This is a genomic window from Pandoraea sp. ISTKB, from assembly GCF_001721285.1.
Taxonomy (GTDB): domain Bacteria; phylum Pseudomonadota; class Gammaproteobacteria; order Burkholderiales; family Burkholderiaceae; genus Pandoraea; species Pandoraea capi.
The window spans coordinates 61376-86662 of sequence record NZ_MAOS01000028.1; the positions used below are offsets into that span (position 1 = coordinate 61376).

Annotated in this window: 25 protein-coding genes; 14 read left to right on the top strand and 11 right to left on the bottom strand. The window is 61.9% G+C overall.

Translation table 11 applies throughout. The features are described from left to right. Positions 1-184: 184 nt before the first annotated feature. Positions 185-2272 (bottom strand): excinuclease ABC subunit UvrB, encoded by a 2088-nt coding sequence (gene uvrB / locus A9762_RS08970; protein ID WP_069341698.1) that lies wholly within the window; start codon positions 2270-2272, stop codon positions 185-187. Between the two features lie 276 nt (positions 2273-2548). Between uvrB and A9762_RS08980 the strand changes: the two genes are divergently transcribed. Beyond that, positions 2549-3748, top strand: coding sequence for an amino acid aminotransferase (locus A9762_RS08980; protein ID WP_069341700.1), 1200 nt, complete (start codon positions 2549-2551; stop codon positions 3746-3748). 218 nt (positions 3749-3966) lie between these two features. Then, positions 3967-5208, top strand: coding sequence for a polyhydroxyalkanoate depolymerase (locus A9762_RS08985; protein WP_069341701.1), 1242 nt, complete (start codon positions 3967-3969; stop codon positions 5206-5208). A 125-nt stretch (positions 5209-5333) separates the two neighbouring features. Here the strand turns inward: A9762_RS08985 and A9762_RS08990 are convergent, their stop codons facing one another. Continuing rightward, complete coding sequence (locus A9762_RS08990) at positions 5334-5972, bottom strand: TetR/AcrR family transcriptional regulator (RefSeq protein WP_069341702.1); 639 nt, start codon at positions 5970-5972, stop codon at positions 5334-5336. 104 nt (positions 5973-6076) lie between these two features. On the opposite strand from A9762_RS08990, the gene rsxB reads away from it, so the two are divergent. Further along, complete coding sequence (rsxB, locus tag A9762_RS08995; RefSeq protein WP_069341703.1) at positions 6077-6985, top strand: electron transport complex subunit RsxB; 909 nt, start codon at positions 6077-6079, stop codon at positions 6983-6985. A 72-nt stretch (positions 6986-7057) separates the two neighbouring features. After that, entirely contained in the window at positions 7058-7702 is a 645-nt protein-coding gene (nth, locus tag A9762_RS09000) for an endonuclease III (RefSeq protein ID WP_069341704.1), read from the top strand. Positions 7703-7848: 146 nt separating this feature from the next. On the opposite strand, the gene A9762_RS09005 is transcribed toward nth, so the two are convergent. Further along, positions 7849-8442 (bottom strand): malonic semialdehyde reductase, encoded by a 594-nt coding sequence (locus A9762_RS09005; RefSeq protein WP_069341705.1) that lies wholly within the window; start codon positions 8440-8442, stop codon positions 7849-7851. 102 nt (positions 8443-8544) lie between these two features. Continuing rightward, positions 8545-9459, bottom strand: coding sequence for a DMT family transporter (locus A9762_RS09010; protein ID WP_069341706.1), 915 nt, complete (start codon positions 9457-9459; stop codon positions 8545-8547). Between the two features lie 243 nt (positions 9460-9702). Here A9762_RS09010 and A9762_RS09015 point away from each other — a divergent pair, with 243 nt between their 5' ends. Then, the gene (locus tag A9762_RS09015) at positions 9703-10134 is read left to right on the top strand and encodes a DUF1841 family protein (protein WP_069341707.1); all 432 of its coding nucleotides are present in this window, start codon (positions 9703-9705) and stop codon (positions 10132-10134) included. Between the two features lie 164 nt (positions 10135-10298). Here the strand turns inward: A9762_RS09015 and A9762_RS09020 are convergent, their stop codons facing one another. Both A9762_RS09020 and A9762_RS09025 read right to left on the bottom strand, forming a co-directional pair. Beyond that, positions 10299-10712: a c-type cytochrome gene (locus tag A9762_RS09020; RefSeq protein ID WP_240493490.1), complete on the bottom strand. Its 414-nt coding sequence runs from the start codon at positions 10710-10712 to the stop codon at positions 10299-10301. 25 nt (positions 10713-10737) lie between these two features. After that, positions 10738-11046 (bottom strand): cytochrome c, encoded by a 309-nt coding sequence (locus A9762_RS09025; RefSeq protein ID WP_371442719.1) that lies wholly within the window; start codon positions 11044-11046, stop codon positions 10738-10740. 332 nt (positions 11047-11378) lie between these two features. Between A9762_RS09025 and A9762_RS09030 the strand changes: the two genes are divergently transcribed. From A9762_RS09030 to A9762_RS09045, 4 genes are all read left to right on the top strand, one after another. Continuing rightward, positions 11379-12221, top strand: a complete 843-nt coding sequence (locus tag A9762_RS09030; protein WP_069341709.1) for a MoxR family ATPase — start codon at positions 11379-11381, stop codon at positions 12219-12221. A 13-nt stretch (positions 12222-12234) separates the two neighbouring features. After that, a complete protein-coding gene (locus A9762_RS09035) occupies positions 12235-13410 on the top strand; it encodes a VWA domain-containing protein (protein ID WP_069341710.1) in 1176 nt (391 codons plus the stop codon). A 136-nt stretch (positions 13411-13546) separates the two neighbouring features. After that, on the top strand, positions 13547-14749 hold the full coding sequence (locus A9762_RS09040) for a benzoate/H(+) symporter BenE family transporter (protein ID WP_069341886.1): 1203 nt from the start codon (positions 13547-13549) through the stop codon (positions 14747-14749). An 87-nt stretch (positions 14750-14836) separates the two neighbouring features. Then, the gene (locus A9762_RS09045) at positions 14837-15175 is read left to right on the top strand and encodes a DUF2322 family protein (protein WP_069341887.1); all 339 of its coding nucleotides are present in this window, start codon (positions 14837-14839) and stop codon (positions 15173-15175) included. A 114-nt stretch (positions 15176-15289) separates the two neighbouring features. On the opposite strand, the gene A9762_RS09050 is transcribed toward A9762_RS09045, so the two are convergent. The 4 genes from A9762_RS09050 to htpG form a co-directional block, all read right to left on the bottom strand. Continuing rightward, a complete protein-coding gene (locus A9762_RS09050; RefSeq protein WP_069341711.1) occupies positions 15290-16132 on the bottom strand; it encodes a spermidine synthase in 843 nt (280 codons plus the stop codon). A gap of 118 nt (positions 16133-16250) precedes the next feature. Next, positions 16251-16793, bottom strand: a complete 543-nt coding sequence (locus tag A9762_RS09055; protein ID WP_069341712.1) for a DNA-deoxyinosine glycosylase — start codon at positions 16791-16793, stop codon at positions 16251-16253. A 5-nt stretch (positions 16794-16798) separates the two neighbouring features. After that, positions 16799-17395 (bottom strand): chorismate lyase, encoded by a 597-nt coding sequence (locus A9762_RS09060; RefSeq protein ID WP_069341713.1) that lies wholly within the window; start codon positions 17393-17395, stop codon positions 16799-16801. 192 nt (positions 17396-17587) lie between these two features. Further along, the gene (gene htpG / locus A9762_RS09065) at positions 17588-19474 is read right to left on the bottom strand and encodes a molecular chaperone HtpG (RefSeq protein WP_069341714.1); all 1887 of its coding nucleotides are present in this window, start codon (positions 19472-19474) and stop codon (positions 17588-17590) included. Between the two features lie 154 nt (positions 19475-19628). Between htpG and A9762_RS09070 the strand changes: the two genes are divergently transcribed. After that, entirely contained in the window at positions 19629-19862 is a 234-nt protein-coding gene (locus A9762_RS09070) for a hypothetical protein (protein WP_069341715.1), read from the top strand. A gap of 6 nt (positions 19863-19868) precedes the next feature. Here A9762_RS09070 and A9762_RS09075 read toward each other — a convergent pair whose 3' ends face one another. Then, positions 19869-21314 carry a PLP-dependent aminotransferase family protein gene (locus A9762_RS09075; RefSeq protein ID WP_069341716.1) on the bottom strand — a complete coding sequence of 482 codons (1446 nt, stop codon included), beginning with the start codon at positions 21312-21314 and terminating at the stop codon, positions 19869-19871. A 279-nt stretch (positions 21315-21593) separates the two neighbouring features. Between A9762_RS09075 and A9762_RS09080 the strand changes: the two genes are divergently transcribed. From A9762_RS09080 to A9762_RS09095, 4 genes are all read left to right on the top strand, one after another. Beyond that, positions 21594-21956 carry a DUF2917 domain-containing protein gene (locus tag A9762_RS09080; RefSeq protein WP_069341717.1) on the top strand — a complete coding sequence of 121 codons (363 nt, stop codon included), beginning with the start codon at positions 21594-21596 and terminating at the stop codon, positions 21954-21956. Positions 21957-22132: 176 nt separating this feature from the next. Continuing rightward, on the top strand, positions 22133-22828 hold the full coding sequence (locus A9762_RS09085) for a VOC family protein (protein ID WP_069341718.1): 696 nt from the start codon (positions 22133-22135) through the stop codon (positions 22826-22828). Positions 22829-22899: 71 nt separating this feature from the next. Continuing rightward, positions 22900-23796: a DMT family transporter gene (locus A9762_RS09090; RefSeq protein WP_069341719.1), complete on the top strand. Its 897-nt coding sequence runs from the start codon at positions 22900-22902 to the stop codon at positions 23794-23796. A 142-nt stretch (positions 23797-23938) separates the two neighbouring features. Next, positions 23939-25129 (top strand): PLP-dependent aminotransferase family protein, encoded by a 1191-nt coding sequence (locus A9762_RS09095; protein WP_069341720.1) that lies wholly within the window; start codon positions 23939-23941, stop codon positions 25127-25129. Positions 25130-25287 lie beyond the last annotated feature (158 nt).

Below are 25287 nucleotides of genomic sequence, written 5' to 3' on the forward strand. Positions count from 1 at the left end.
GCCATCGACGCGACGGGGGAGCGATGCCGCAAGTTTCTCCGACGCCCTTTCCCGCCTTGACGGTCGAAATCGTCAATTCTTCCGGCGACTTCCGAGGATAGTGCGTCAACAGTTTGACCGACGTCGGAAACCAGGCGATGAAAAGAGGCGCGATCCGCGCCTCTCTTTGCCTCGATACGTTCTCTCAGACCTTCGGACCTAACTCTGCCTCGCTGGCACCGTCGGTGCCGAACACGAGCGCCTTGACGTGCAGCAACTGATCGCGCACCTTCGCGGCCTTCTCGAACTCCAGGTTGCGCGCATGCTCCTGCATCTGCTTTTCGAGCTTCTTGATCTCGCGCGCCAGTTGCTTTTCCGACATGTCCTGGTAGTGAGCCTGCTCCTTGGCTTCCGCCAATTCCGCCTTGGCGTCCTGCGGATCGTAGACACCATCGATGATGTCCTTGATGCGCTTTTTCACACCCTGCGGAACGATGCCGTTCGCTTCGTTATGCGCCATCTGCTTCGCGCGGCGACGCTCCGTCTCGCCGATGGCACGCTTCATCGAATCGGTCATCTTGTCTGCGTACAGGATGGCCGTTCCGTTCACGTTACGTGCAGCCCGCCCGATCGTCTGAATCAATGACCGCTCGGCGCGCAGGAAACCCTCCTTGTCCGCATCGAGAATCGCAACCAGCGACACTTCCGGAATATCCAGCCCCTCACGCAACAAGTTGATCCCAACAAGTACGTCGAACGCGCCCAGACGCAAGTCGCGAATAATCTCTACGCGCTCAACGGTGTCGATGTCGCTGTGCAGATAGCGGACCTTCACGCCGTTGTCCGACAGATACTCTGTCAGTTGCTCCGCCATCCGCTTCGTGAGCGTGGTCACTAGCACACGCTCCTCAACCGCCACGCGCTTGTTGATCTCCGACAGCACGTCATCCACCTGTGTACGCGCCGGGCGGACTTCGATGATCGGGTCGATCAGTCCGGTCGGACGCACCACCTGCTCGACCACCTGCCCCGTACGCTTCGCTTCGTAATCTGCGGGGGTCGCCGAGACGAAGATTGCCTGACGCATCTTGCGTTCATACTCGGCAAACTTGAGCGGACGGTTATCGAGCGCCGATGGCAAACGGAACCCGTAATTGACGAGGTTCTCCTTGCGCGCCCGGTCACCGTTGTACATGCCGTTGAACTGGCCGATGAGCACGTGTGACTCGTCGAGGAACATCAGGGCGTCCGGCGGGAGGTAATCGACAAGTGTCGGCGGCGGCTCGCCCGGCGCCGCGCCGGACAGATGTCGCGAGTAGTTTTCGATGCCCTTGCAGAAACCCAGCTCCTGCAACATTTCCAGATCGAAGCGGGTACGTTGCTCAAGGCGCTGCGCCTCGACCAGCTTGCCGTCCTTATAGAAGAAGTCGAGCCGCTCGCGCAATTCGTCCTTGATCGTCTCGATCGCCCGTAACACCGTATCTCGCGGCGTCACGTAGTGTGAGGACGGATACACCGTGAATCGCGGCACCTTCTGACGCACACGCCCCGTAAGCGGATCGAACAACTGCAACGAGTCGACTTCGTCGTCGAACAACTCCACACGCAAGGCCAACTCGGCATGTTCTGCCGGGAACACGTCGATGGTGTCGCCGCGAACGCGGAACGTCCCTCGGCCAAAATCCGTTTCGTTACGCGTGTACTGCATCGCAATCAGACGGGCGATGATTTCGCGCTGCCCCAGTTTGTCGCCCTGACGCACGGTCAGGATCATCTGGTGGTACTCGCTCGGATTACCGATACCGTAGATGGCGGACACCGTCGCCACGATCACCACGTCTCGCCGCTCAAGCAGACTCTTCGTCGCCGACAAACGCATCTGCTCGATGTGCTCGTTGACCGACGAATCCTTTTCGATGAAAAGGTCGCGCTGCGGAACGTACGCTTCCGGTTGGTAGTAGTCGTAGTAAGAGACGAAATACTCCACCGCATTCCTCGGGAAGAACTCGCGAAACTCCGAGTACAACTGCGCCGCAAGCGTCTTGTTCGGTGCGAACACAATCGCGGGACGGCCCATACGGGCGATGACATTGGCCATCGTGAACGTCTTGCCTGAGCCCGTCACGCCAAGCAGGGTCTGAAATGCCAGCCCGTCCTCAATGCCCTCCGACAGTTGCGCGATGGCCGTAGGCTGATCGCCTGCCGCAGGAAACGGGCAGTAAAGCTGATAAGGCGAATCCGGGAACGTGAGGAACTTGCTTTCGTCGAGATCGGTGTCAGCCGCAGGGGTCATGGCGGGGGCGCGAACATGAGGGACGTAATCTGGCATTCTAGCGCGTCGGACGATTCCCTGACGCCAATGGGTTACGTCGAGGGGTTCCCGGAGGCTTTCGTCAATTTCTGGCAATACGTGGCACTTTTTGTGCCGAAAAGGCACGATTTCGTGCATTACGGGCCGGTGTTTACCACAAGGGCGGGTAATCTTCGCTAAAATAGCTCGCTGGGCCGATCCTGCGTAAGTTGCGGCCGTCCCGCTGCATTTTCCTACTACCTGCCTCGAGCCGTCGAAATGACCCTCTTTTCCGCTGTCGAACTCGCCCCGCGCGACCCCATTCTTGGTCTGAACGAAGCCTACAACGCCGATCACCGCACCGATAAGGTGAACCTGGGCGTCGGCGTGTATTTCAATGCGGAAGGCAAACTGCCCCTGCTCAAGGCTGTGAAGGCAGCGGAAGAACAACGTGTAGCCGCCGGCCTGCCGCGCGGCTATCTGCCGATGGAAGGCATTGCCGCCTACGACAAGGCCGTGCAGGAAATGCTGTTCGGCAAAGAATCGCCGGTGCTGGCCGAAGGCCGCGTCGTGACCGCCCAGGCACTGGGTGGCACGGGCGCACTGAAGATCGGCGCTGACTTCCTGAAGCAACTGAACCCGAACGCCACGGTCGCGATCAGCGATCCGAGCTGGGAAAACCACCGCGCCCTGTTCACGACGGCCGGCTTCAACGTCGTTTCGTACCCGTACTACGACGCCGCATCGCATGGCGTGAACATCACCGGCATGCTCGACATGCTCGGCAAGGAACCGGAAGGCACGATCGTCGTGCTGCACGCTTGCTGCCATAACCCGACCGGCGTCGACCTGACGATGGACCAGTGGGCGCAAGTCGTGGAAGTCGTGAAGGCCCGCAAGCTGGTGCCGTTCCTCGACATCGCCTATCAGGGCTTTGGTGACGGCATCGATGCCGACGCCGCCGTGGTGCGCCTGTTCGCCGCGACCGACCTGAACTTCTTCGTCTCCAGCTCGTTCTCCAAGTCGTTCTCGCTGTACGGTGAGCGCGTTGGCGCCCTGTCGATCGTGACGGGCAACAAGGACGAATCGGCCCGCGTGCTCTCGCAACTCAAGCGCGTGATCCGCACCAACTACTCGAACCCGCCGACGCACGGTGGCTCGGTGGTCGCCGCCGTTCTGGGCAACGCCGAACTGCGCGCCCTGTGGGAAGAAGAACTGGCCGAGATGCGTGAGCGCATCCGCGCCATGCGTCTGGCACTGGTCGAGAAGCTCCGCGCCCAGGGCGTGGACCGCGATTTCTCGTTCGTGATCAAGCAGCGCGGCATGTTCTCTTACTCGGGCCTGACCGCCGACCAGGTCGAACGTCTGCGTGAAGAATTCGGTATTTACGCCGTGAGCACCGGCCGCATCTGCGTGGCTGCGCTTAACGACAAGAACATCGACCACGTGGCATCGGCCATCGCGCAAGTGCTTCGCTAAGCCCTTGAGTCGCACCCGATGAGAAAGCCCGCCATTCGGCGGGCTTTTTTTGACGCTCATATTGTTGCAACGCAGCAACGATAGTTAATAACAATGAGCCGAATAAGCTAAGACTATCGAGATGATGCGGAAATGCCATATATCAGGGTTATGCTGCGTTGCACAGCCGCGATAAACGGTTGCATAATTCCCCCATCATCCGCCTCAGGGCACACAACATGCTGTATCAGATTCATGAGTACAACCGTGCGTGGCTGAATCCCCTCACCACGTGGGCAAAGGCGGCGGCGACGACTTTCGTCAACCCGGGCAGCCTGCTTGCCATGATGCCGGGCGCGCCCCGCATCGCCGCCGGATACGAACTCCTCTACCGGCTCGGCAAGGACTACGAAAAGCCCGAATTCAATATCAAGGCAGTCGAGGTCGACGGTCACAACATCCCGGTCGTGGAAATGACCGCGATGGAGAAGCCGTTCTGCCGCCTGCTGCGTTTCAAACGGTACGCAGACGACGCCAGTGCTGTCGGGCAGCTCAAGGACGATCCGGTCGTGCTGGTCGTGGCGCCGCTGTCGGGCCACCATGCGACGTTGCTGCGCGACACGGTCTCCACGCTGCTCAAGGACCACAAGGTGTACATCACCGACTGGATCGACGCACGCATGGTGCCGCTCGAAGCGGGGGCGTTCCATCTGGACGACTACGTGGCGTACATCCAGGAATTCATCCGGCACATCGGTGCGGAGAACCTGCATGTCATTTCGGTCTGCCAGCCGACGGTGCCGGTGCTCGGCGCGATTTCGCTCATGGCGTCGAACGGCGAGAAGACGCCCAGAACCATGACGATGATGGGCGGCCCGATCGATGCTCGCAAGAGCCCGACGGCAGTCAACTCGCTGGCAATGAACAAGTCGTACGAGTGGTTCGAGAATCACGTGATTCACGCGGTGCCGGCGAACTATCCCGGCGCGGGCCGTCTGGTCTACCCGGGCTTCCTGCAACACGCGGGCTTCGTTGCCATGAATCCGGACCGCCACCTGAAGTCGCACTGGGACTTCTATCTGGACCTGATGCGCGGCGACAACGACGATGCCGACTCGCACCGACGCTTTTACGACGAGTACAACGCTGTGCTCGACATGTCGGCTGAGTACTACCTCGATACCATCAAGACGGTGTTCCAGGACTTCAGTCTGGCGCGCGGGGAATGGGACGTGGCCGGCGAGCGCGTGCGTCCGCAAGATATCAAGACCACGGCCCTCTTCACCATCGAGGGCGAGCTGGACGACATCTCGGGTAGCGGTCAGACACAAGCCGCGCACGAGCTGTGCACCGGGATTCCGGCCAAGCGACGCGCACATTTCACCGCGCCGAAGTGCGGGCATTACGGGATTTTTTCCGGCAGCCGCTGGCGCAACGTGATCTATCCGCAGATCCGCGACTTCATTGCGAAGCACGCCTGAGCGTGGTGCGCTGATCCCCGTTCGCGAATCCTGACCGCCATACCAAAACCGCCGCGTGAGCTTCGGCCCACGCGGCGGTTTTGTTTGCAGGTCAGGCGACTAAGCCGCCGGATGCGGCTGGACGGTCATCGCGTACGCAAGGAATCGAGCAGCATCTGCGTATTGAACGACGAGTACGTCTTTCGCGCCTCATCGCTCATGACATCGCGTCCCATGACGATGGAAAGCGTATGCCGGTTCGACATCACGTAATAGCCCATTGCGGAAATCGTCACGTAGAGGTCGACAGGGTCGATGCCTTCTCGAATCTCCCCGCTGATCTGACCCCGCTTGAGGGTCTGGGAGAGCAACTCTACGATCGGCGAGACTTGCTGACGAATCTCCGTCGACTGACGCATCGACTTCGCCTCGTGCAGATTCTCGTTGTTGATGAGCTGGATCAGTTCCGGATGGTCAGCGTAATAGTCCCACACGAAGTGGGCCAGTTCCGCCACGGCATCGAGCGGCGCCAGCAGGTCGAGCTTCAGCCCATGTTCCGCACGGTTGAACTCGCCATAGACCTCTTCGAGCACCGCCAGATATAGCTGGTCCTTGTTGCCGAAGTAGTAATAGAGCATGCGCTCGTTGATCTCGGCTCGCCGTGCAATGCTGTCCACGCGCGCACCACTCGAACCACGTTCCGCAAACTCCTCGATCGCAGCGGCAAGAATCCGCTGGCGGGTGCGTTCCGGGTCACGTTTGATCTTGGTTTCTAGTGTTGTCATGATCGGCCGGTCGTTCTCATCGGGCGGAATTATGGCACAACGGTTTCAGTGTTTCTGCAAAATGCAGGATAATTCGACTTTCTGCCGAATCCCCCACAAAAGACGTGTCCGAAGTCAGCGCGCTCGCTCAGCGCATCGATGCCCTATTGCCCCAGACGCAATGCACCAAATGCGGTTACGCCGGTTGCCGTCCGTACGCCGACGCCATCGCCAGCGGGCAAGCCAGCTATAACCAGTGCCCGCCGGGCGGCGCCGAAGGCGTGGAACGTCTTGCGAAGCTGCTCGGCCGCCCCGTCATTCCGCTTAATCCGGAGAACGGCGTCGAGCGCCCGCGCCCTCGTGCCATCATCGACGAATCATTGTGCATCGGTTGCACATTGTGTATTCAGGCCTGCCCGGTCGACGCCATCGCCGGTGCCGCCAAACTGATGCATACGGTGATCGCGGATCGCTGCACGGGCTGCGATCTCTGCGTACCGCCCTGCCCGGTCGATTGCATCGAGATGGTACCGGTCACCGGGGAGCGTACAGGCTGGGACGCCTGGTCGCCGGCACTGGCCGACGAGGCACGCACCCATTTCGAAGCGCATCAGGCGCGCCTGGCCAAAGACAAAGCCGAGCGCGAGGCGCGTCTCGCCGCGCGGACGGCGCGTGTCGAACCGGGCGCAGCGGGTGCACCGACTGCTCCCGCCACGCTCCCCGCGTCGCAAGGAAACACGGTCGCAACGCAATCCACGCAAACCGCTGCGGCCGTACCGGTGACACCACAAGGCACGTCGCAAACGCCCCCGGCGGCCGATGACGCTGCGGCAGCCGCCGCACGCAAGCAGGCGATCATTCAAGCGGCGCTGGAACGTGCCCGTCAGAAGAAGGCGGCACTGGCTGCCGAAGGTCTTGGCCCGAAGAACATCGAAAATGTTTCCGCATCGGTGCAGGCACAGATCGACGAGGCGGAAGCGCGTCGCAGGCGACTGGGGCTTGAGACCGACAGCCCGGACAACGACAAGGCCTGAACGAGCGGCACCACGCTTGGACATCATCCCCATCAATAACAAGACAGACGCCATCCCACACGCGCCCCCGCCATGAACGATGCCAAACGCCGTGCCCTGTTCGAGACGCTGCAACAGCTCAATCCGACGCCGACGACCGAACTGGAATACACGTCGCCATTCGAACTGCTGATCGCCGTGCTGCTCTCGGCGCAGGCCACCGACGTCTCCGTGAACAAGGCGACGCGCAAGCTTTACGCCGTGGCGAACACCCCGGCCAAAATGCTTGCCCTCGGCGAAGCTGGCGTGTCTGATTTCATCAAAACGATCGGCCTGTATCGCACGAAGGCCAAAAACGTCATCGCGACCTGTCAGTTGCTGCTCGACGTGCATGGCGGTGAGGTACCGCGATCACGCGAGGCGCTGGAATCATTGCCTGGCGTTGGCCGCAAAACCGCAAACGTCGTACTCAATACGGCGTTTGGCGAAGATACGATTGCTGTCGATACGCACATCTTCCGTGTCGCCAACCGTACCGGTCTGGCGCCTGGCAAGGATCCGCTGGCCGTGGAGCTTGCGCTGGAGCGCGTGACGCCGCGTGAATTCAAGCACGATGCGCATCACTGGCTCATCCTGCACGGCCGCTACGTATGCAAGGCACGCAAGCCGGAGTGCTGGCACTGCGCCATCGAACCGCTGTGCGACTTCCGGCCCAAGACGCCAGCCCCGAAGGCCTGATACGGCGCCGGCGACGCGTCACGGCACAACGTACCAAAACGTACCAACGCACAGACCTTGAAACGACAACGGGCGGCCCGATAGCGGGACCGCCCGTTTTGTCTTGCACTCGCCCACAAAATGCGGCGGCGTGCGTAGACAGCGTGTTAGATGATGCGTGCCGCTTCGTCGAACGACAAACGCGGATTACGGGGGAACAGCTTGCTCTGATCGCCGTAGCCCAGATTACAGATGAAGTTCACACGCCATTCGGTGCCAGCAAAGAACGTATCGTTGACCTTCTGCGCGTCGAAGCCGGCCATCGGGCCACAATCGAGGCCCAGTGCACGTGCTGCGAGGATGAAATACCCACCTTGCAGCGAACTGTTCATGTGTGCCGCGCCGGCAGCCTTCGTCGCGTCTCCAGAGAACATCGGCACCATCTTTTCAGCACCGTTCGGGAACAGCTTGGGCAGGTGTTCGTAGAACTTCAGGTCATAAGCGATGATCGCCGTCACCGGCGCGGTACGCGTCTTGTCGACGTTGCCGGGTGCCATGCACTCGAGCAGCTTCGCCTTGGCTTCCGGACTCTTCACGAACACGATACGGGCGGGCGTGGTATTGGCCGAGGTCGGCCCCCATTTCACGAGGTCATAGAGTTCGCGCAGCGTTTCGTCGCTGACCGGCTTGTCGAGCCACACGTTGTGCGTGCGGGCATCAGTGAACAGTTGGGCGACAGCTTCTTTGGCAATGGTGCTCATGACGGTTGACCTCTGGTGTTGAACGTCGAACGAATGGCAAACGATGGGCGATTGTACCGTCGTCGCATGGCAGGCGCTGGCGAACCAAAAATCGCAGAAGGATCAGGCACTTGCGGTGTTCGTTGTGTCTGCCGAAGCACCTCGGGCCGAAAGCCAGACCACGCCGGCCAGAATCAGCGCCCCGCCGCCCAACTGCGCGACGGTGAGCGTTTCACCCAGCAGCATGGCCGCGAGTAGCACGGTCACCACGGGCTCCAGCGTCGAGAGCATCGAGGCGCGTCCTGCACCGAGGCGCTGCAAACCGGCGAAGAACGTCAGGATCGCGATGACCGTCGAGCACACGGCAATCGCGGTGAGCGCGGCCCACCCCATGGCGCCGTCCGGCCAGTGCAGCGGCAACCCGTGCCATGCCCGAACCGTCGCGATCGCACCAAACGACACCGTCGCCGCCAGACAGACGAGCGTGGCAGTCGCCCGGGCATCCACGCCGCGCGTCACGCGCGCGCCGACGACGATATACCCCGAATAAATCAAGGCCGACGCCACAGCCAGCGCCATACCGAGCGGTTGGCCGTGCCCGCCCCCGACCGTCAAGGCCGTGCCAAACGAGCACAGCACCAACGCGCCGATCTTTACCGGGGTGAGGCGTTCATGCAGAAAAATCGCGGCCAGAATCGTTACGAAAACGGGGTACAGATACAACAGCAATGCGACGAGCGACGCCTGCGCATACTGGAGCGCCCCGAAGAAACAAAGCGATTGCCCCACGTAGCCAATGCCCCCCATCAGTGCGATATGCAGCGACTGACGCCGCGACGGGAACCGCACCTGCTGCATCCGGCACCAGACGAGTAGCAACACCGTCGCCACGAAAAAACGGAACAGCAGCATCGCGAACATATCTGCGCCGGAAGCGGCCGCGCCGCGCGCAAAGATGGCCATGGCGCCGAACGCCGCCGCCGACACCGCAATCAGCGCAACGCCGCCGCGTGTGGATGGCGATGGTGACGTAGGCAAGGGCGGCGCATCACCGAGCGTCGGGGGCGTGACTGGGCTGCGGGGGCTTTGCGGCATGATTGAGCAAATTGAGCGACAATACGGCGTGTTTTTCTTGCGTTATCGGCGTGATCCGGTCATTCCCGGACCGCCGGGCAGATTGCGGCAATACGCGCACTGCGGCTCCCCGCAGACGGATGCGCCATTGTAGTCACGGTAAGGCACGCCGCAAGATGCCCGAAAAAAGAACCCCACGGAGTCCCCATGTTCAATCCGAGCCGAGACGAAGTCCGGCAATTCTTCTGCACCACCTGGCAAAAGCAACGCAGCGGCGGCATTCTCACGCCGCTTGAAACGATTGCCGCCGACTGGATCCAGGAACATCCCGAGTATCACGATGCGCTCGCCGATACGGAAGACGCCAGCGCGCGCGATTACTCGCCGGAAGCCGGGCAGACCAACCCGTTCCTGCATCTGTCGATGCACCTGGCGATCAGCGAGCAGGTCTCGATCGACCAGCCGCCGGGCATCCGCGCGGCTTATGAAAAGCTGACCAATCGGCTCGACTCGCCGCACGAAGCACAGCACCGCATCATGGAATGCCTGGGACAAACGCTCTGGGAAGCACAACGCAGCGGCCAGCCGCCCGATTCAGACGCGTATCTGCAACGCATCGAACAACAGGCGTCGCGCTGAGCGAGCCCCCCGGCGTCACTCGGAACGACGGGAACTGCGCCTACCGCAGTCGACGCCAATGAATACGCGATAAGCGTGAAGCTCAGAACGAAAGCAAACGACGGCTACCACTCCGGTAACCGTCGTTTTTTTTACGTCCGGCGCCATGACGGGCGCCCGGACGCTCACTTCTTGGTGACGAGATCGCCCGGCAGCGATTCGATATAGGCTGAAATGTCCTTGAGTTCTTGCGACGTGAACGGACGCGGCTTGCCGTCCTTACCGATCGTCGCAGGATTGGACATGACCTGCGTCTTCATGATTGCGTTGCTACGCCCATACACGGTGCTGGTTTCGTTCTGATACGCACGCAACGCGTTATAGACGTAGTCAGCGTACTGACCAGCCAGCTTGGGGTATTCGGGGGTAATGGGCGCGTTCAAATTGGCGCCGTGGCAGCTCGCACACATTCCCTTGTCGACGAGCGCCTTGCCATTAGCAACGTTACCTGCGGCCATGGCCGAACCGCTAAGCGAAGCGAGCACCGCACCGAGCGTGAGCGACACCGCAGCAGCGGCCTTTGCCATCGAATGCTTCATCTTGTTCTCCTCAGCCACGCACGATTTACTTTTGGGGATTGACCGGCGACGACGCCGTCTGCGCAGCGTAGTACGCAGCGATGTTGACGATGTCCTGATCGCTCAGCGTCTGCGCAATGGCATGCATGGTCGAGAACTTGCGGTCGCCCTTCTTGTATTCGTTCAGTGCGTTCTCGATGTATTTGGCATTCTGCCCGCCGATACGCGGCACCCGGTACACCTCGGGAAACGCGGTGCGATAGTCGGGAATGCCGTGGCAGCCAATGCACATGGCAACCTTGCTCTTCGCGGCATCGAGATCGGGCTTGAGCTCTGCCGCATGCGCCGCAGACATCAGCGACGTGCTGCCAAGCGCCAGCGCCATCATCGTGAGGAACTTTTTCATGGTCTTCTTGGGAACGTTTTTGGTTGGAATACCGGCCCGCAACACGCAGGTCGACGTCCTGGCTCCAAGGCAGTCGACCTGTGAAAAAAGCAATCGATTGTAACCCACACCCTCCCGGGCGCAAACTCGGTGCTGACCCGCACAGTTCTCCGAAGTTTTTCTGCAAGCCTTTGATGTCAAAACACATTTTCAACGCCCGAGCGAGCCATATGCGCAATGTCTTATACTGAACTTTTTCCCTGCCCGGCCGGTTGGCCGGCTGTTTGCGGACGGCACCGACAATGCGCTTTGAAGGCTCTTCCCAATACGTCGCCACCGACGACCTCAAGCTCGCCGTGAACGCGGCGTCCACGCTGCAACGACCGCTGCTCATCAAGGGCGAACCGGGCACCGGCAAGACCATGCTGGCGGAGGAAGTCGCTGCCGCGCTCGATATGCCGTTGCTGCAATGGCACGTCAAATCCACGACCAAGGCGCAGCAAGGCCTGTACGAGTACGACGCCGTCTCGCGCCTGCGCGATTCGCAATTGGGCGACGAACGTGTGCGCGACATCGCCAACTACATCGTCAAGGGCGTACTCTGGCAAGCCTTCGAGGCCGATCATCCGGTCGTGTTGCTCATCGACGAAATCGACAAGGCCGACATCGAGTTTCCGAACGACCTGCTGCGCGAACTCGATCGCATGGAGTTCTACGTTTACGAGACGCGCGAGCTGATCAAGGCGCGTCACCGTCCGCTCGTCATCATCACGTCGAACAACGAAAAGGAGCTGCCGGACGCCTTCCTGCGCCGCTGCTTCTTCCACTACATCAAGTTCCCGGATCCGGCGACCATGCAGTCGATCATCGACGTGCATTTCCCCAATATCCGCCGCGAACTGGTGAATGCGGCCATGGCCACGTTCTTCGAAGTGCGCGAAATCCCCGGACTGAAGAAGAAGCCGTCGACGTCGGAACTCATCGACTGGCTCAAGCTGTTGATGGCGGAAGAGATCGGCCCCGAAGCGTTGCGTAGCGCCGATAACAAGCTGGCGATCCCGCCGCTGGCCGGCGCGCTGCTCAAGAACGAACAGGACATGCATCTGTTCGAGCGACTCGTGTTCATGAATCGCGCCAACCGGTAAGCGTACCCACGTCATGCTGATCGACTTTTTCTACACATTGCGCGCGGCGAAACTGCCGGTCTCGGTGAAGGAATATCTGACGTTGCTCGAAGCGTTGCAGCGTCAGGTCATCGCGCCTTCGCTCGATGACTTCTACTATCTCGCGCGTCTCTCGCTCATCAAGGACGAGAAGCACTACGACAAGTTCGATCAGGCCTTCGGCGCCTACTTCAAAGGCGTACAGCAAATGGTGGACGCCTCGGGGGAAGTGCCGCTCGACTGGCTCAAGAAACGTATGCAACGCGAGTTGTCCCCGGAGGACAAGGCGCGCATTCAGGCGCTGGGTGGGCTCGACAAGCTCATGGAACGTCTGCAGCAACTGTTCGACGAGCAGAAAGGCCGGCACGAGGGCGGCAACAAGTGGATCGGCACGGGGGGAACGTCACCGTTCGGCAACGGCGGATTCAACCCGGAAGGCATTCGCATCGGCGGCGAAAGTAACGGCAATCGCACCGCAGTCAAGGTATGGGACCAACGGACGTACCGCGACTACGACGACACCGTCGAACTCGGCACCCGCAACATCAAGGTCGCACTGCGGCGTCTACGCAAGTTTGCGCGTGAAGGCGCCGCCGAGGAACTGGATCTCGACGACACCATTCGCTCGACGGCAGCCAACGCGGGCTGGCTCGATCTGAAGCTCGTGCCGGAGCGCCACAACAACGTGAAAGTGTTGATGCTGCTCGACGTCGGCGGCTCGATGGACGATCACATCGCCCGCACGGAAGAACTGTTTTCGGCTGCGAAATCGGAATTCAAGCATCTCGAGTTCTACTACTTCCACAACTGTGTCTACGACTATCTGTGGCGGCAGAACCGACGCCGTCACAATGAGCGCTTCGAGACGTGGGACGTGCTGCGCAAATACCCGTCGGATTACAAGCTGATCTTCGTGGGCGATGCGACGATGAGCCCCTACGAAGTGCTGCAACCGGGCGGCTCGGTCGAGTACAACAACAAGGAAGCCGGCGCTGTCTGGCTGCGGCGCTTCATCGATCGCTTCCCGCATCACGCGTGGCTCAACCCGGAACCGGAAGGCATCTGGCAGTATCGCCAGTCGATTTCGGTGATCCGCCAGTTGTTTGCGAATCGCATGTATCCCATTACGCTGGCGGGACTGGAGTCGGCGATGCGGGTACTCAGCAAGTAACTGCCCCTCTTCCACTCCCGCCGAACCGATGCCGGACGCCTGTCCGGAAACGAGGCTTTTGCAGCCCGCCGCAAATCGGTATCGTTTGGCAAGCGGCCATCACAACAACAACGTAACGACAGAGACATACGCCATCATGACGTCCAGCACGACTCCCGTGACGCCACCACCTTTGCGCCCCCTCGCGGACACTTCGCCGTCGGCCATCGTGGCCGGCTTCGTCGCGATGATGACGGGCTACACCAGCTCGCTCGTCCTCATGTTTCAGGCGGGGCAAGCCGCACATCTTACGTCTGCGCAGATTTCATCGTGGATCTGGGCGCTGTCCATCGGCATGGGTGTGACGACTGTCGGGCTCTCGCTGCGGTATCGCACGCCGGTCGTCGTGGCGTGGTCGACCCCGGGCGCAGCACTCCTGATCACCTCACTGCCCGGCGTGCCGTACGGCGAGGCCATCGGGGCCTTCATCGTCTGCAATGCGCTCATTGCCATTTGCGGGCTGACGGGCGGTTTCGAGACGATCATGCGGCGCGTGCCGCCAGCGCTGGCGTCGGCCTTGCTCGCCGGCATTCTGTTCCGCATCGGACTCGAGATCTTCGTCGCGGCGCAACATCAGACGGCGTTGGTGTTGTCGATGTTCTTCACATATCTCGTCGTCAAGCGCTTCGCATCGCGTTACGCCATTCTGCTGGCCCTGATCGTGGGAACGGCCGTTGCCGGTGGGCTTGGTCTGCTCGACTTCAGCCACTTCGACATTTCGCTCGCGAAGCCGGTCTGGACCACGCCTGCGTTCTCGCTGTCGGCAACGATCAGCATCGCGATTCCGTTGTTCGTCGTGGCGATGGCCTCGCAGAATGTGCCGGGCCTGGCCGTGCTTCGGGCCGACGGCTACAAGGTGCCGGCATCACCCTTGATTTCGACCACGGGAATTGCATCGGTGCTGCTGGCGCCGTTCGGCTCGCACGGCATCCATCTGGCGGCCATCACGGCGGCCATCTGCACTGGAAGGGAAGCGCACGAAGATCCGGCCAAGCGCTATACGGCTGCCGTTTGGTCCGGCGTCTTTTATCTGATCGCGGGCACGTTCGGCGCGACCATCGCGGCCCTGTTCGCCGCATTTCCCAAAGCGCTTGTGGTCTCCATTGCGGCGCTCGCGCTGTTCGGGTCGATCATGAACGGCCTGGCCAACGCCATGCACGACACTCGCCAGCGCGAAGCGGCGCTCATCACGTTCATGGTGACGGCGTCGGGCCTGACGCTGCTGTCCATCGGCTCCGCGTTCTGGGGGTTGATTGCGGGCGTGGTGACGCTGGCGATTCTGGAATGGCGTCGCACGTGAGCTCACGCGGGCCGAGGTGATACCATTCGGCCCGCAACGTTTTCCAATCACTTTTGACGTAACCGCAGGAGCAGCAGAACCATGGCAGTGATCGAACCGACCCCGGTCTTCAAGGACAATCTGGCATTGATGGCCGCCATCGGCAGCGTCGAGGGCATCGCCCGTATCGATTTGCGCAACGGCAGCGGCGCCGTGGTGGGCACCATCGAGAACGCGCCGGGCAAGCAAGGCTCGCTCGCCGTCTACCACTATCTGAAGCAAGCCTTCGGCACGCTCGATGCCAAGGCTGCCGAGCACGCGCTGGCCGTCTTCGGCGAGCACACCGCCGATGCCCGCAACCGTCCGGGCGCACACCCGAACGTCGACCGTTTGCTGGCTATCGTCGCTGGCGGCGAAGCGCTGACGATCGAGGAAGTCACGGCCTGATACCTGGCACGTGGCGTCTAACGGGCAATAAAAAAGCCAGCCGATCGGCTGGCTTTTTTACGTACGCCACAAGCCAACGCTATCGGCGCAGTCATGCTCGGTACGCGATAAGCGTCAGACCGTCAGTACCGGACCACCGTCGCCGTTGGTCTCACGCAGTTGCTTGACCCAACGCTTGGCGGGCAAGCCGGTGGCCGCTTCCACGACCTTGGCGCGCGCTTCCACATCTTTCCATTCCACCGACAGCAGCGGGCCGTTGAAGGCCAGCACGATCACATTGCCGTCGTGGACTTCCGGAAACTCGATCACCCGGTTATCGAACGCCTGACGCAGACGACGGATGTTCTTCGGATAGCTGTCGTGATCGCCGAAAAGATTCATCGTCAGCATGCCCGGTTCGCGCAGCGCTGCGCGGCAGGCCTTGTAGAACGCAGGGGTGTCATGCACCGGGCCGCGGGCGGTGGCGTCATACAGGTCGACTTGCAGCACGTCGATGGTCCCGTGATTCGCGGTGTTCGTGACGAAATCCCAGGCGTCGGCTTCGAGCACTTTCAGGCGGCGCGAATCGCTCGGCAGATCGAACATCGTCCGCGCGGCCACGACCACGGCCGGGTTCAGTTCAACAGCCGTGACTTGCGTGCGCGGGAACTGTTTGGCGGAAAACTTCGTGATCGAGCCCGTGCCCAGGCCGAGCTGCACCACGTGCTTCGGTACGTGCATGAACAGCAACCACGCCATCATCTGCTGCGCGTATTCCAGCTCGATACGATCGGGCTTGGACAAACGCATCGCGCCTTGCACCCACTCCGTGCCGAAGTGCAGGTAACGCACACCACCAATTTCGGAGAACGTCACCGGCGCGAAACGCGGCTTGTATGCGGGACGCGGGGAACGGGCGGCACGATCGTCGGCGACGAACGCTTCGGCTTCGATGGATTTGCGTTTGATGAGGGTCATGTGTCCTTCAGTAAAGCTCGGGAAATTCCGATGGGTTCGCATTGTACCGGGTTCGGGATCCTGTCCCTGCGGTGACAGTACGTTTGCTGCGCATACGCTCTGTGGTGACGGCCGCAAATCATGCGGATGTCATCGATCCGGGCTCACCGAGCCACTCGCGCAACGCAAGCCAGGCGTCGCGCTTCGTGGCGAACGGAATCGTATAGGCCGGGCTGCTGGAGGGTAGCAACGCCACTGGCAATGTCGCCGTGCTCCCGCCTTGCGCCAGCGCGCGCTGGCCAATGCGGGCGGCAGTCCCGCCATTGAACGCCACTGCGCGCAAAGACGGCAACGTCTCGATCAATCCGACGAGGTCACTCCCCGCATGCAAGCGGATATTGCTGTCGAGACTGCCCTCGCGACGCGCCTGAGCCACCACATCCCAAAGTCCAACGCCATGCGCGCGCAGCACATCGAGCCGGGCCTCGTACGCCAGTGTCGGCAGGGGCACGCCGATCACGTCGCCCACCAGATGCCAGAAGCGATTTTGCGGATGCGCGTAGTACTGCTGCTGCGCCAGCGACACGTCTCCCGGCAGACTGCCGAGAATCAGCACGCGCGTATTCGCATCCACGACGGGTGGAAAGTTGCGCTTCAGTGCCGGGATAGGAGATGTGGACATGCCGCTCAGTCCTTCACCGTCTCACGATGCGTGGCTTGAAGGCGGCGCCAGAAGCGCGGCAAAAACGCTTCCGTCACGAGCAATGGCGCGCCATGCCGCAGAAACACCGAGCGACGTGCCCACAGGCGCGCGTTCGGATGCGTACCCACCAGCGGGTCACATGCATCGCGACGCGCGCGAGTGTGCAGCAGATGTCGCGGCCCCAACGGGCTGGACACCAACACGGAACGCGTGACTGTGGGGTCGTGATAAAGCAGATCGGCAAGCGGTCTTGTACGCAAGCGACGCATCGCCTGCCAGATCGAACGGCTGTACGTGAGCGGCGTAACGCTGTGCGCAACGACAACGGGTTCGTCGTCGACCAGCAGAATGACGTCGCGCGCCCACATGGGGGTACGCAGCGGCACGCCGATGGCACGGCACTGATCCGCATCGGCGGGCATGACCCGCTCAGCCACGACACGCACGCTCACACGCCCCAGCGCGGACAGATGCCGCGTGAGTGCGCCGCCCCGGGTCAACCAGTCCTTGTGACGACGCGAAAGCGCCGGTGCCGGGACAGCCTGCCAGCGCCGCCCGCTTACTTCGAATCGGAAAGTCATGGCTCGGCATTATAAAGGCGCCACGCGACAACGCGCCGTGCACCATGGCAGCCCCGGATGTCCGCCCGACACCGCACAGTCAATGGCCGCGGACCGACGCGCCCCATGAAAAAACCCCCGCGACATTTCGTCACGGGGGCTTTTCATGGCACCTTGGAGCGACTTGGGTGCCGCTCAGGGGAACCGGTGAAATCAGCGCGCGGAGAGCAACAATGCGTTGGTCCGCTTCACGAACGCCGCCGGGTCTTCCAGACTGCCGCCTTCGGCGAGCAAAGCCTGATCGAACAGCAGTTGCGTCCAGTCCGCCAGATCGGCGCTCTCGGCGTTCAGACGCTGGATCAGCGCGTGCTCCGGATTGATCTCGAGAATCGGGCGGAACTCGGGCATCTTCTGCCCGGCCGCCTTCATCAGACGCTGGAGCGTGCCGCTCATATCGTTCTCGTCCGACACCAGGCAAGACGGCGAATCGGTCAGACGGAACGTGACACGCACGTCCTTCGCCTTGTCCGCGAGCACTTCCTTCATCTTTTCGACGAGCGGCTTGAGGTCATCGCTGGTCTTCTCCTGCGCCTCCTTCTCACCGGCATCTTCCAGCGCGCCGAGGTCCAGATCGCCACGCGCTACGCTCACGAGCGCCTTGCCGTCGAAGTCGTGCACGTAGGACAACATCCACTCGTCTACGCGATCGGTCAGCAGCAGCACTTCCACCCCCTTCTTGCGGAACACCTCAAGATGCGGGCTGTGGCTTGCGGCCACCCAGCTCTCTGCCGTCACGTAGTAGATCTTGTCCTGACCGTCCTTCATGCGGCCGACGTAATCCGCCAGCGACACGGTTTGTTCGGCCGAGTCATTGTGCGTGCTGGCAAAGCGCAGCAGCTTGGCGATACGCTCGCGGTTGGCCTGATCTTCACCAGTGCCTTCCTTGAGTACCTGACCGAAGGCGCCCCAGAACTGGGTGTACTTGTCCTGCTGGTTCTCCGCCAGATCCTCGAGCAGGCCGAGCACGCGCTTGGCACAGCCCTCGCGAATTGCCTTCACATCGCGGCTCTCCTGAAGGATTTCGCGCGAGACGTTCAGCGGCAGATCGGCGGAATCGACGACCCCACGCACGAAGCGCAGGTAGTTCGGAAGCAACTGCTCGGCGTCGTCCATGATGAACACGCGCTTGACGTACAGCTTCAAACCGCCCTGCGAATTACGGTCCCAGAGATCGTACGGCGCATGGCCCGGCACATACAGCAGTTGCGTGTATTCGCTGCGGCCCTCTACGCGGTTATGAGTCCACGCAAGCGGCGGTTGCATGTCGTGGGCAATGTGCTGGTAGAACTGCGTGTACTGCTCGTCCGTAATCTCGCTCTTGCTGCGGGTCCACAATGCGCTGGCCTGATTGACGGTTTCGTCGCCCTCGGCAGGCTCCATTGCCTGTTTTTCTTCGTTCCACGCTTCACCGCGCATCACGATGGGCAGCGAAATATGGTCCGAATACTTGCGGATGATCGACTGCAATTGCCATGACGAAAGCAGCTCGTCTTCGCCTTCGCGCAGATGCAGCGTGATCGCCGTGCCACGCGGTGCGCGCTCGATGGTTTCGACCGAGAAATCACCTTCGCCCGTCGACGACCAGCGCACGCCCTCTGCGGCGGGCAGACCGGCGCGGCGCGATTCGACCGTCATGCGATCGGCGACGATGAACCCCGAGTAGAAGCCTACGCCGAACTGCCCGATCAGGGCGGCGTCCTTTTGCTGATCGCCCGACAGACGCGAGAAAAACTCCTTGGTGCCGGACTTGGCAATCGTGCCGAGGTGCGCGATGGCTTCCTCACGGCTCATGCCGATGCCGTTGTCTTCGATGGTGACCGTGCGGGCGTCCTTGTCGAACGACACGCGAATCTTGAGTTCCGGATCCTGCTCGTACAGCGCGCCGTCGTTGATCGCTTCGAAACGCAGCTTGTCAGCGGCATCCGAGGCGTTGGAGATCAGTTCGCGCAGGAAGATTTCCTTGTTGCTGTACAGCGAATGAATCATCAGTTGCAGAAGTTGTTTGACTTCTGCCTGAAAGCTCATGGTTTCTTGCGCCATGGTCGGGAACCCTCATGAATCGGTGAGATGGATGAAATGTCGACTCGGACCGCCGCCGGGCGCACTTGCGCGCGCGCTGCCGCAACGGCGGTACAGGTCGGAACATGGGACTGGCCGGCTGCATTTCAAGGCCGGCAGGAGGGTTATTTTGCCGATGCTGGCCCAACAGGGTCGTGAAATGCGGCAAGACCCGGCAAAAACCCAAAGCGCCAGCTTTGGCGTCGGCGCCGGAGATGACGTGAAAACGCTGCTACAAACGACGGAAATGACGCAAGCGGTGGAATCGGTGGAATCGGTGGAATCCGTGGAATCGGCCCGCACCCTGCGGATGATCGGTACGCAGACACGCCCTACCAACCGATCGGTCGGTCCTCCGATCGCACCGTAGCAGATATCACGCCGCCAGTTCGAGCTGCCGCGACAGGAACGACAGCATCGACGGGTCGCTGGAGCAGGTGATGTTCATGCGCATCCACGTACTCGGCGTCTGTCGCGGCGAGAACAACGCACCGGGCGCAAACAGAAATCCTGCTTCGTGGCCGGCAGCCGCAATGGCGTTCGTATCGATTCCCGTGTCGACCCAGAGAAACATGCCGGACGTCGGCTCCCCGAACATCCGCAATCCGATTCGCTCCAGATGCCGTCGCGTAACATCGCGCACCTCGTCGAGTCGCGTACGCAAACGCTCGACATGACGTCGATAGTGCCCCTCGGTCAACGCCTTGTAGACGATGCGCTCGTTGATCTCCGGCGTGGTCGAACTCGATAGCATCTTGTGATCGACAAACGTCTTCGCCAACTCCGGCGAACAGGCCACGAACGCCACGCGAAGATTGGCAGCGAGCGTCTTCGAGAAGCTGCCCATGTAGATCACACGCTTGAGCTGATCCAGACTCGCCAGACGCGCCACCTGCTGATGCGGCGGACACAGATCGCAGTAGATGTCATCCTCCAGCACCATGAAGTCGTACTGCTCCGCCAGCCGCAGAATCTGGAACGCGCGCGCCGGGGTCAGCGATGTGCCGGTCGGGTTGTGAAGAATCGAATTGAGGATGAGCAACTTGGGGCGATGCTGCTGGACCAGTCGCTCCAGCGCCTGCATGTCGAGGCCGTCGGGTGTGTACGGTACGCCGATCGTATGCGCGCCTTGCGACGCGATTCGTCCGAACATGACGAACCACGCGGGATCCCCCACAAGCACCGTATCCCCTGCACCAACGTACAGCCGCAGCAGGAAGTCCACAGCTTGCGTAATGCCCGACGTCAGCACGATCTGCTCCGGACGCGCACCGATCTCAAGTTCCGCAAGCTGCGTCTGTAACTGCATGCGCAGCGGTAGAAAACCGTGCGGATTGCCGCTCTGAAGCAGATGCGCGCTCGACTGCCGGCTCATGGAACGCATGGCAGACGTCATCATGTCCGCATCGAGCCAGCCCGGCGGCAGGTACCCCATTCCCGGACCGCGCTCAGGCGCGACCTGATGCAGCATGCTGCGGACCAGCCAGGCCACATCGAGCGGCCCTTGCGTCACCATCGGCGCCGCGACGTTCTGCGGCGGCACCGCCGGACGCTCACGCACGTAAAAGCCCGACCCCCGCCGTGCTTCGAGATATCCCTGCGCGACCAGCCGCTCATACGCTTCCACGACCGAGAACCGCGATACGCCCTTGTCTTCGGCCAGCGAACGGATCGACGGCATCCGCATGCCCGGCAGGAAAACACGCTCCTCGATACGCAAGCGCGCCCAATGCACCAGTTGGTCGACGAGCGTCATGCGCGCGGTATCGAGCGCAGCGTTGTCCGCCAGAATCAACGGAGAAATACGGTTCGTTGTCGTCATCGTCGTCCACCTTTGAGGCGCGTCACACGTGCGCCGCCATCCCTAACAGAACGCACCGGTCGTGCCGATGCGGACATTTGCGAAGGTCACCGGTTGGCATCCCTCGCCAGGTTGACACGCTCCTATGCCAAAAGTGTCAGCCCGATGTCGCTATGGGTCGCCACTCTACGCTAGTCAAATTCCCTGTCAATGCCGAACTGTACCGAAAACTCCCTCGACATCTGTATCGGTACTGTACCGGAGTTAACCGATAAAGTGTCTTCTCAACTGGAGACCGCCATGCGTGAAATCCGACTCTTCGAGCTAGACCCGGGACAGACCGTCTTCTGGCAAAGCCCGGCTATCGAACCACCTCAGTCGCTGCAAGTGTTGCAGGGCGTACTGTGGCTGACCGTGGAAGGCGAACCGGTCGACCACTGGCTGCGTGCGGGCGAGAGCTTCGAGATTCGGGGCGGCCAGCGCGTGTGGCTCGGTACCTGGCAAGACGGCGCCCGCATGCGCGTGAGCCAGCCCGCCAAGACGCTTTCGGCGTCAGGTGGCGGCGGCCTCCTCCGCAGCGGATGGCGTCTGGCATGGCGTGAAATCGCCGCCCGCGTACCGCGTCTGACGAATCGGCAGGCGACGCCGCTTTCTCGCGGGTAAGACGGCCGGGCGCCACGACGCGTAGACAAGCGGTTCGGCGCACGACATCGGCACGGATCGCCCAACGCACGCCCGACAAATCCCGGGATGCGCAAACCTCACGTAGCGGACATGACACAGGTAAGCTATCGCCTTTGCGGCGCAGTTTTTGCCGCGCGACTTCGCCAGAACCGAATATGACCGCACTGAACGCCTCCGGGGCCTTGAAACTCGATCACCTCGTCGTCGCCGCACAAACGCTGGAAGCGGGGGAAGCGCACGTCATCGAGCAACTTGGCCTCACCGATGTCGTGCCGCAACGCGGCGGCAAGCATGCCCGGATGGGAACGCATAACAGCTTGCTGGGACTGTGGGGTGGCACGTATCTGGAGATCATCGCGATCGACCCGGACGCACCGGCCCCGAGTCGTCCGCGCTGGTTCGGACTTGACGACGAGGCGGTACAGGCACGCCTTGCCCGAGGGCCATACCTCGCGCACTGGGTCGCGCGCGTCGATCGACCGCGTTCGCTGCCTCGCTGGCAAGCGCAATATCCGCAGCGTCTGGCGCCGGTAATGGCAATGCAGCGCGGGGCGCTGACCTGGCAGATCGGCGTACCCGACGACGGCAGTCTTCCGTCGTGGCAAGGCGCAGGACAGGGGCTGCTGCCTACGCTGATCCAGTGGGATACGCAGCAGCATCCCGCCGATGCATTGCCGTCCGCGGACTGCGCGGTCACATCGTTGCGTGGATTTCACCCGCAGGCAACGGTGATCGCAGAACAACTGCAATGGCTGGGCGCCGATGCGCTCGTCAACGTGGAAGCGACATTGGTCGAGCCCTCGCTCGCCGCAGAAATCGAAACCCCGAACGGTCCACGCACCTTGCGTTAGACCTTATCGATCCCAACGCCCGGCCACAGCGCATGGCGGGCGGATCATTACCAGAACCACGAGGCGACACCATGAATTCGCGTGAATCCCGGGGCATGCTGATCGGATTGATCGGCGTGCTCATCTTCAGTCTGACGTTGCCCATGACGCGCATCGTCGTAGCGGAAGTCAACCCGCTGCTCAATGGACTGGGACGCGCGCTGGTAGCGGCGGTATTCGCCGGGGCGCTGCTTTGGTGGCGCAAGGAGCCCTGGCCCACCCGATCGCAGCTCAAGAGTCTTGCCGTCACTTCGCTCGGCGTCATCGTCGCCTTCCCGGTGTTCTCGGCCTGGGCGATGAAGACGATCCCGGCCTCACACGGTGCCGTCGTCAACGGCTTGCAGCCGTTCTTCGTCGCAATCTACGCTTACTGGCTCGGCGGCGAGCGTCCGTCGCGCGGCTTCTGGGTCTTCGCGCTGCTCGGCAGCGCACTGGTGATCGCTTTCGCGTTGCGCGCCGGCGGCGGTAGTCTGCACGCTGCGGACGGCCTGATGCTGCTCGCCGTCGTCATCGGCGCACTGGGTTACGCAGAAGGCGGCAAACTCGCCCGCGAGATGGGCGGGTGGCAGGTCATCTGCTGGGCACTGGTGGTGTCGGCCCCGGTATTGCTGTTGCCTGTCGGGTGGCTCGCATGGCAGCAGCCGTGGCCGGTGAGCAGCCGCGCCTGGGGCGCATTCGCCTACGTGACGCTCTTCTCCCAGTTCATCGGTTTCTTCGCCTGGTACGCCGGCCTCGCCATGGGCGGTATCGCGCGTGTCGGCCAAGTACAATTGCTACAGATTTTCTTTACGATTGCGCTGTCCGCCCTCTTTTTCGGCGAACAGGTCGATGCCGTCACGTGGCTGTTTGCCGCGGGCGTCGTCCTGACGATCGCACTCGGCAAGAACATGAAGATCGGCGCTTCGCGACTCACGGGCAAACCGGTCTGACGACACACCACGGCGCATGCGATCCCTGCGCCGTGACGTGTCAGCCCCCTGGCGTTGCGCCTGCCCCCCAAGCGCTCGGCACCCGCAACGCCCGATACTCGCGGCTCACGCAGAAAAGCCGCACATTCCAAGCGAGACCATCATGCACGATTGGCAATATTCCGAACGCGCCCGCAATCTGACCAGCTCGGCCATTCGCGAAATTCTCAAGGTCACCGAGCGCCCCGAAGTCATCTCGTTCGCTGGCGGCCTGCCCTCCCCGGCGACGTTCCCCGTCGCACAGATGCGTGCGGCCGCAGAGCGCGTTCTCACCGAGTCGCCGCAGACTGCGCTGCAATACAGCGCGACCGAGGGGTTTGCCCCGCTGCGCGAATGGATCGCCAAGCGTTACTCGCGCGACGGCCTGACGCTCTCTCCCGACAACGTACTGATCACCACCGGATCGCAGCAAGGTCTCGATCTGATCGGCAAGATCTTCATCGATGAGGGCAGCCGGGTGCTCGTCGAAGCGCCGAGCTATCTGGGGGCACTGCAATCGTTCTCGCTGTTCGCGCCGAAATACGTGCCGGTGCCGACCGACGATCATGGCCTGCTTCCCGAGGCGCTCACGCCGGAACTGGTGAAAGGCGCCCGCTTCCTGTACGCCATGCCGAACTTCCAGAATCCGACGGGACGTCGCTTGCCCATGGCGCGTCGTGAAGCTTTGGCGGCCGTGGCCAAGCGCGACGGTCTGGCGATCATCGAAGACGACCCCTATGGCGAACTCGACTACGAAGGCCAGCGCCTGCCGAGCCTCCTGTCGCTTGCGCCCGAGCATGTACTCCATATGGGCTCGTTCTCCAAGATTCTCGCCCCGGGGCTGCGACTCGGCTTCATCATCGGCCCGACGGCGGTGATTGCCAAGCTCGTCCAGGCCAAGCAGGCGGCGGACTTGCATACGCCCAGCGTCACGCAGCGTATCGCCTACGAAGTCGTGAAAGACGGTTTTCTCGACACGCATATCCCGTCGATTCGCACGCTTTACGCCGCGCAGGCGCAAGCAATGCTCGCTTCGCTGAAGCAGCACATGCCGGCCGGCGCGACATGGACCACGCCGGCGGGCGGCATGTTCATCTGGTTGACATTGCCCGCCGGCATCGACACCATGCAGCTACTGGAAAAAGCGATTGCGCAGAATGTCGCGTTCGTGCCCGGCGCGCCGTTTTATGTCGGTACGCCGCAAACGAACACGCTGCGATTGTCGTTCGTGACGGTGCCGCCCGAGAAGATCGAGATCGGTATCGCACGCCTGGGGGCATTGATTGCAGACGCCGCGACCCGACGCGCTGCCTGATTCGCCACCCGCGCGACAGCGACCCGTAACCCGTCTTGCGCTGATTGGCCCGAGCCCGCCTCGGGCCAATTGCCAAGGGACCGACGGGAATCGCACAACCCATCGCCGAACCAGCCCCACCGATCGCATCTATGAATCGATCGGCCCGATTTCACCGT

Excerpts from the sequence above, each read along its gene's own strand:
- uvrB (WP_069341698.1), bottom strand. The coding sequence starts at position 2,272 with ATGACCCCTGCGGCTGACACCGATCTCGACGAAAGCAAGTTCCTCACG.
- A9762_RS08980 (WP_069341700.1), top strand. The coding sequence starts at position 2,549 with ATGACCCTCTTTTCCGCTGTCGAACTCGCCCCGCGCGACCCCATTCTT.
- A9762_RS08985 (WP_069341701.1), top strand. The coding sequence starts at position 3,967 with ATGCTGTATCAGATTCATGAGTACAACCGTGCGTGGCTGAATCCCCTC.
- A9762_RS08990 (WP_069341702.1), bottom strand. The coding sequence starts at position 5,972 with ATGACAACACTAGAAACCAAGATCAAACGTGACCCGGAACGCACCCGC.
- nth (WP_069341704.1), top strand. The coding sequence starts at position 7,058 with ATGAACGATGCCAAACGCCGTGCCCTGTTCGAGACGCTGCAACAGCTC.
- A9762_RS09005 (WP_069341705.1), bottom strand. The coding sequence starts at position 8,442 with ATGAGCACCATTGCCAAAGAAGCTGTCGCCCAACTGTTCACTGATGCC.
- A9762_RS09015 (WP_069341707.1), top strand. The coding sequence starts at position 9,703 with ATGTTCAATCCGAGCCGAGACGAAGTCCGGCAATTCTTCTGCACCACC.
- A9762_RS09020 (WP_240493490.1), bottom strand. The coding sequence starts at position 10,712 with ATGAAGCATTCGATGGCAAAGGCCGCTGCTGCGGTGTCGCTCACGCTC.
- A9762_RS09025 (WP_371442719.1), bottom strand. The coding sequence starts at position 11,046 with ATGTCTGCGGCGCATGCGGCAGAGCTCAAGCCCGATCTCGATGCCGCG.
- A9762_RS09030 (WP_069341709.1), top strand. The coding sequence starts at position 11,379 with ATGCGCTTTGAAGGCTCTTCCCAATACGTCGCCACCGACGACCTCAAG.
- A9762_RS09035 (WP_069341710.1), top strand. The coding sequence starts at position 12,235 with ATGCTGATCGACTTTTTCTACACATTGCGCGCGGCGAAACTGCCGGTC.
- A9762_RS09040 (WP_069341886.1), top strand. The coding sequence starts at position 13,547 with ATGACGTCCAGCACGACTCCCGTGACGCCACCACCTTTGCGCCCCCTC.
- A9762_RS09050 (WP_069341711.1), bottom strand. The coding sequence starts at position 16,132 with ATGACCCTCATCAAACGCAAATCCATCGAAGCCGAAGCGTTCGTCGCC.
- A9762_RS09055 (WP_069341712.1), bottom strand. The coding sequence starts at position 16,793 with ATGTCCACATCTCCTATCCCGGCACTGAAGCGCAACTTTCCACCCGTC.
- A9762_RS09060 (WP_069341713.1), bottom strand. The coding sequence starts at position 17,395 with ATGACTTTCCGATTCGAAGTAAGCGGGCGGCGCTGGCAGGCTGTCCCG.
- htpG (WP_069341714.1), bottom strand. The coding sequence starts at position 19,474 with ATGGCGCAAGAAACCATGAGCTTTCAGGCAGAAGTCAAACAACTTCTG.
- A9762_RS09070 (WP_069341715.1), top strand. The coding sequence starts at position 19,629 with ATGCTGGCCCAACAGGGTCGTGAAATGCGGCAAGACCCGGCAAAAACC.
- A9762_RS09075 (WP_069341716.1), bottom strand. The coding sequence starts at position 21,314 with ATGACGACAACGAACCGTATTTCTCCGTTGATTCTGGCGGACAACGCT.
- A9762_RS09080 (WP_069341717.1), top strand. The coding sequence starts at position 21,594 with ATGCGTGAAATCCGACTCTTCGAGCTAGACCCGGGACAGACCGTCTTC.
- A9762_RS09085 (WP_069341718.1), top strand. The coding sequence starts at position 22,133 with ATGACCGCACTGAACGCCTCCGGGGCCTTGAAACTCGATCACCTCGTC.
- A9762_RS09090 (WP_069341719.1), top strand. The coding sequence starts at position 22,900 with ATGAATTCGCGTGAATCCCGGGGCATGCTGATCGGATTGATCGGCGTG.
- A9762_RS09095 (WP_069341720.1), top strand. The coding sequence starts at position 23,939 with ATGCACGATTGGCAATATTCCGAACGCGCCCGCAATCTGACCAGCTCG.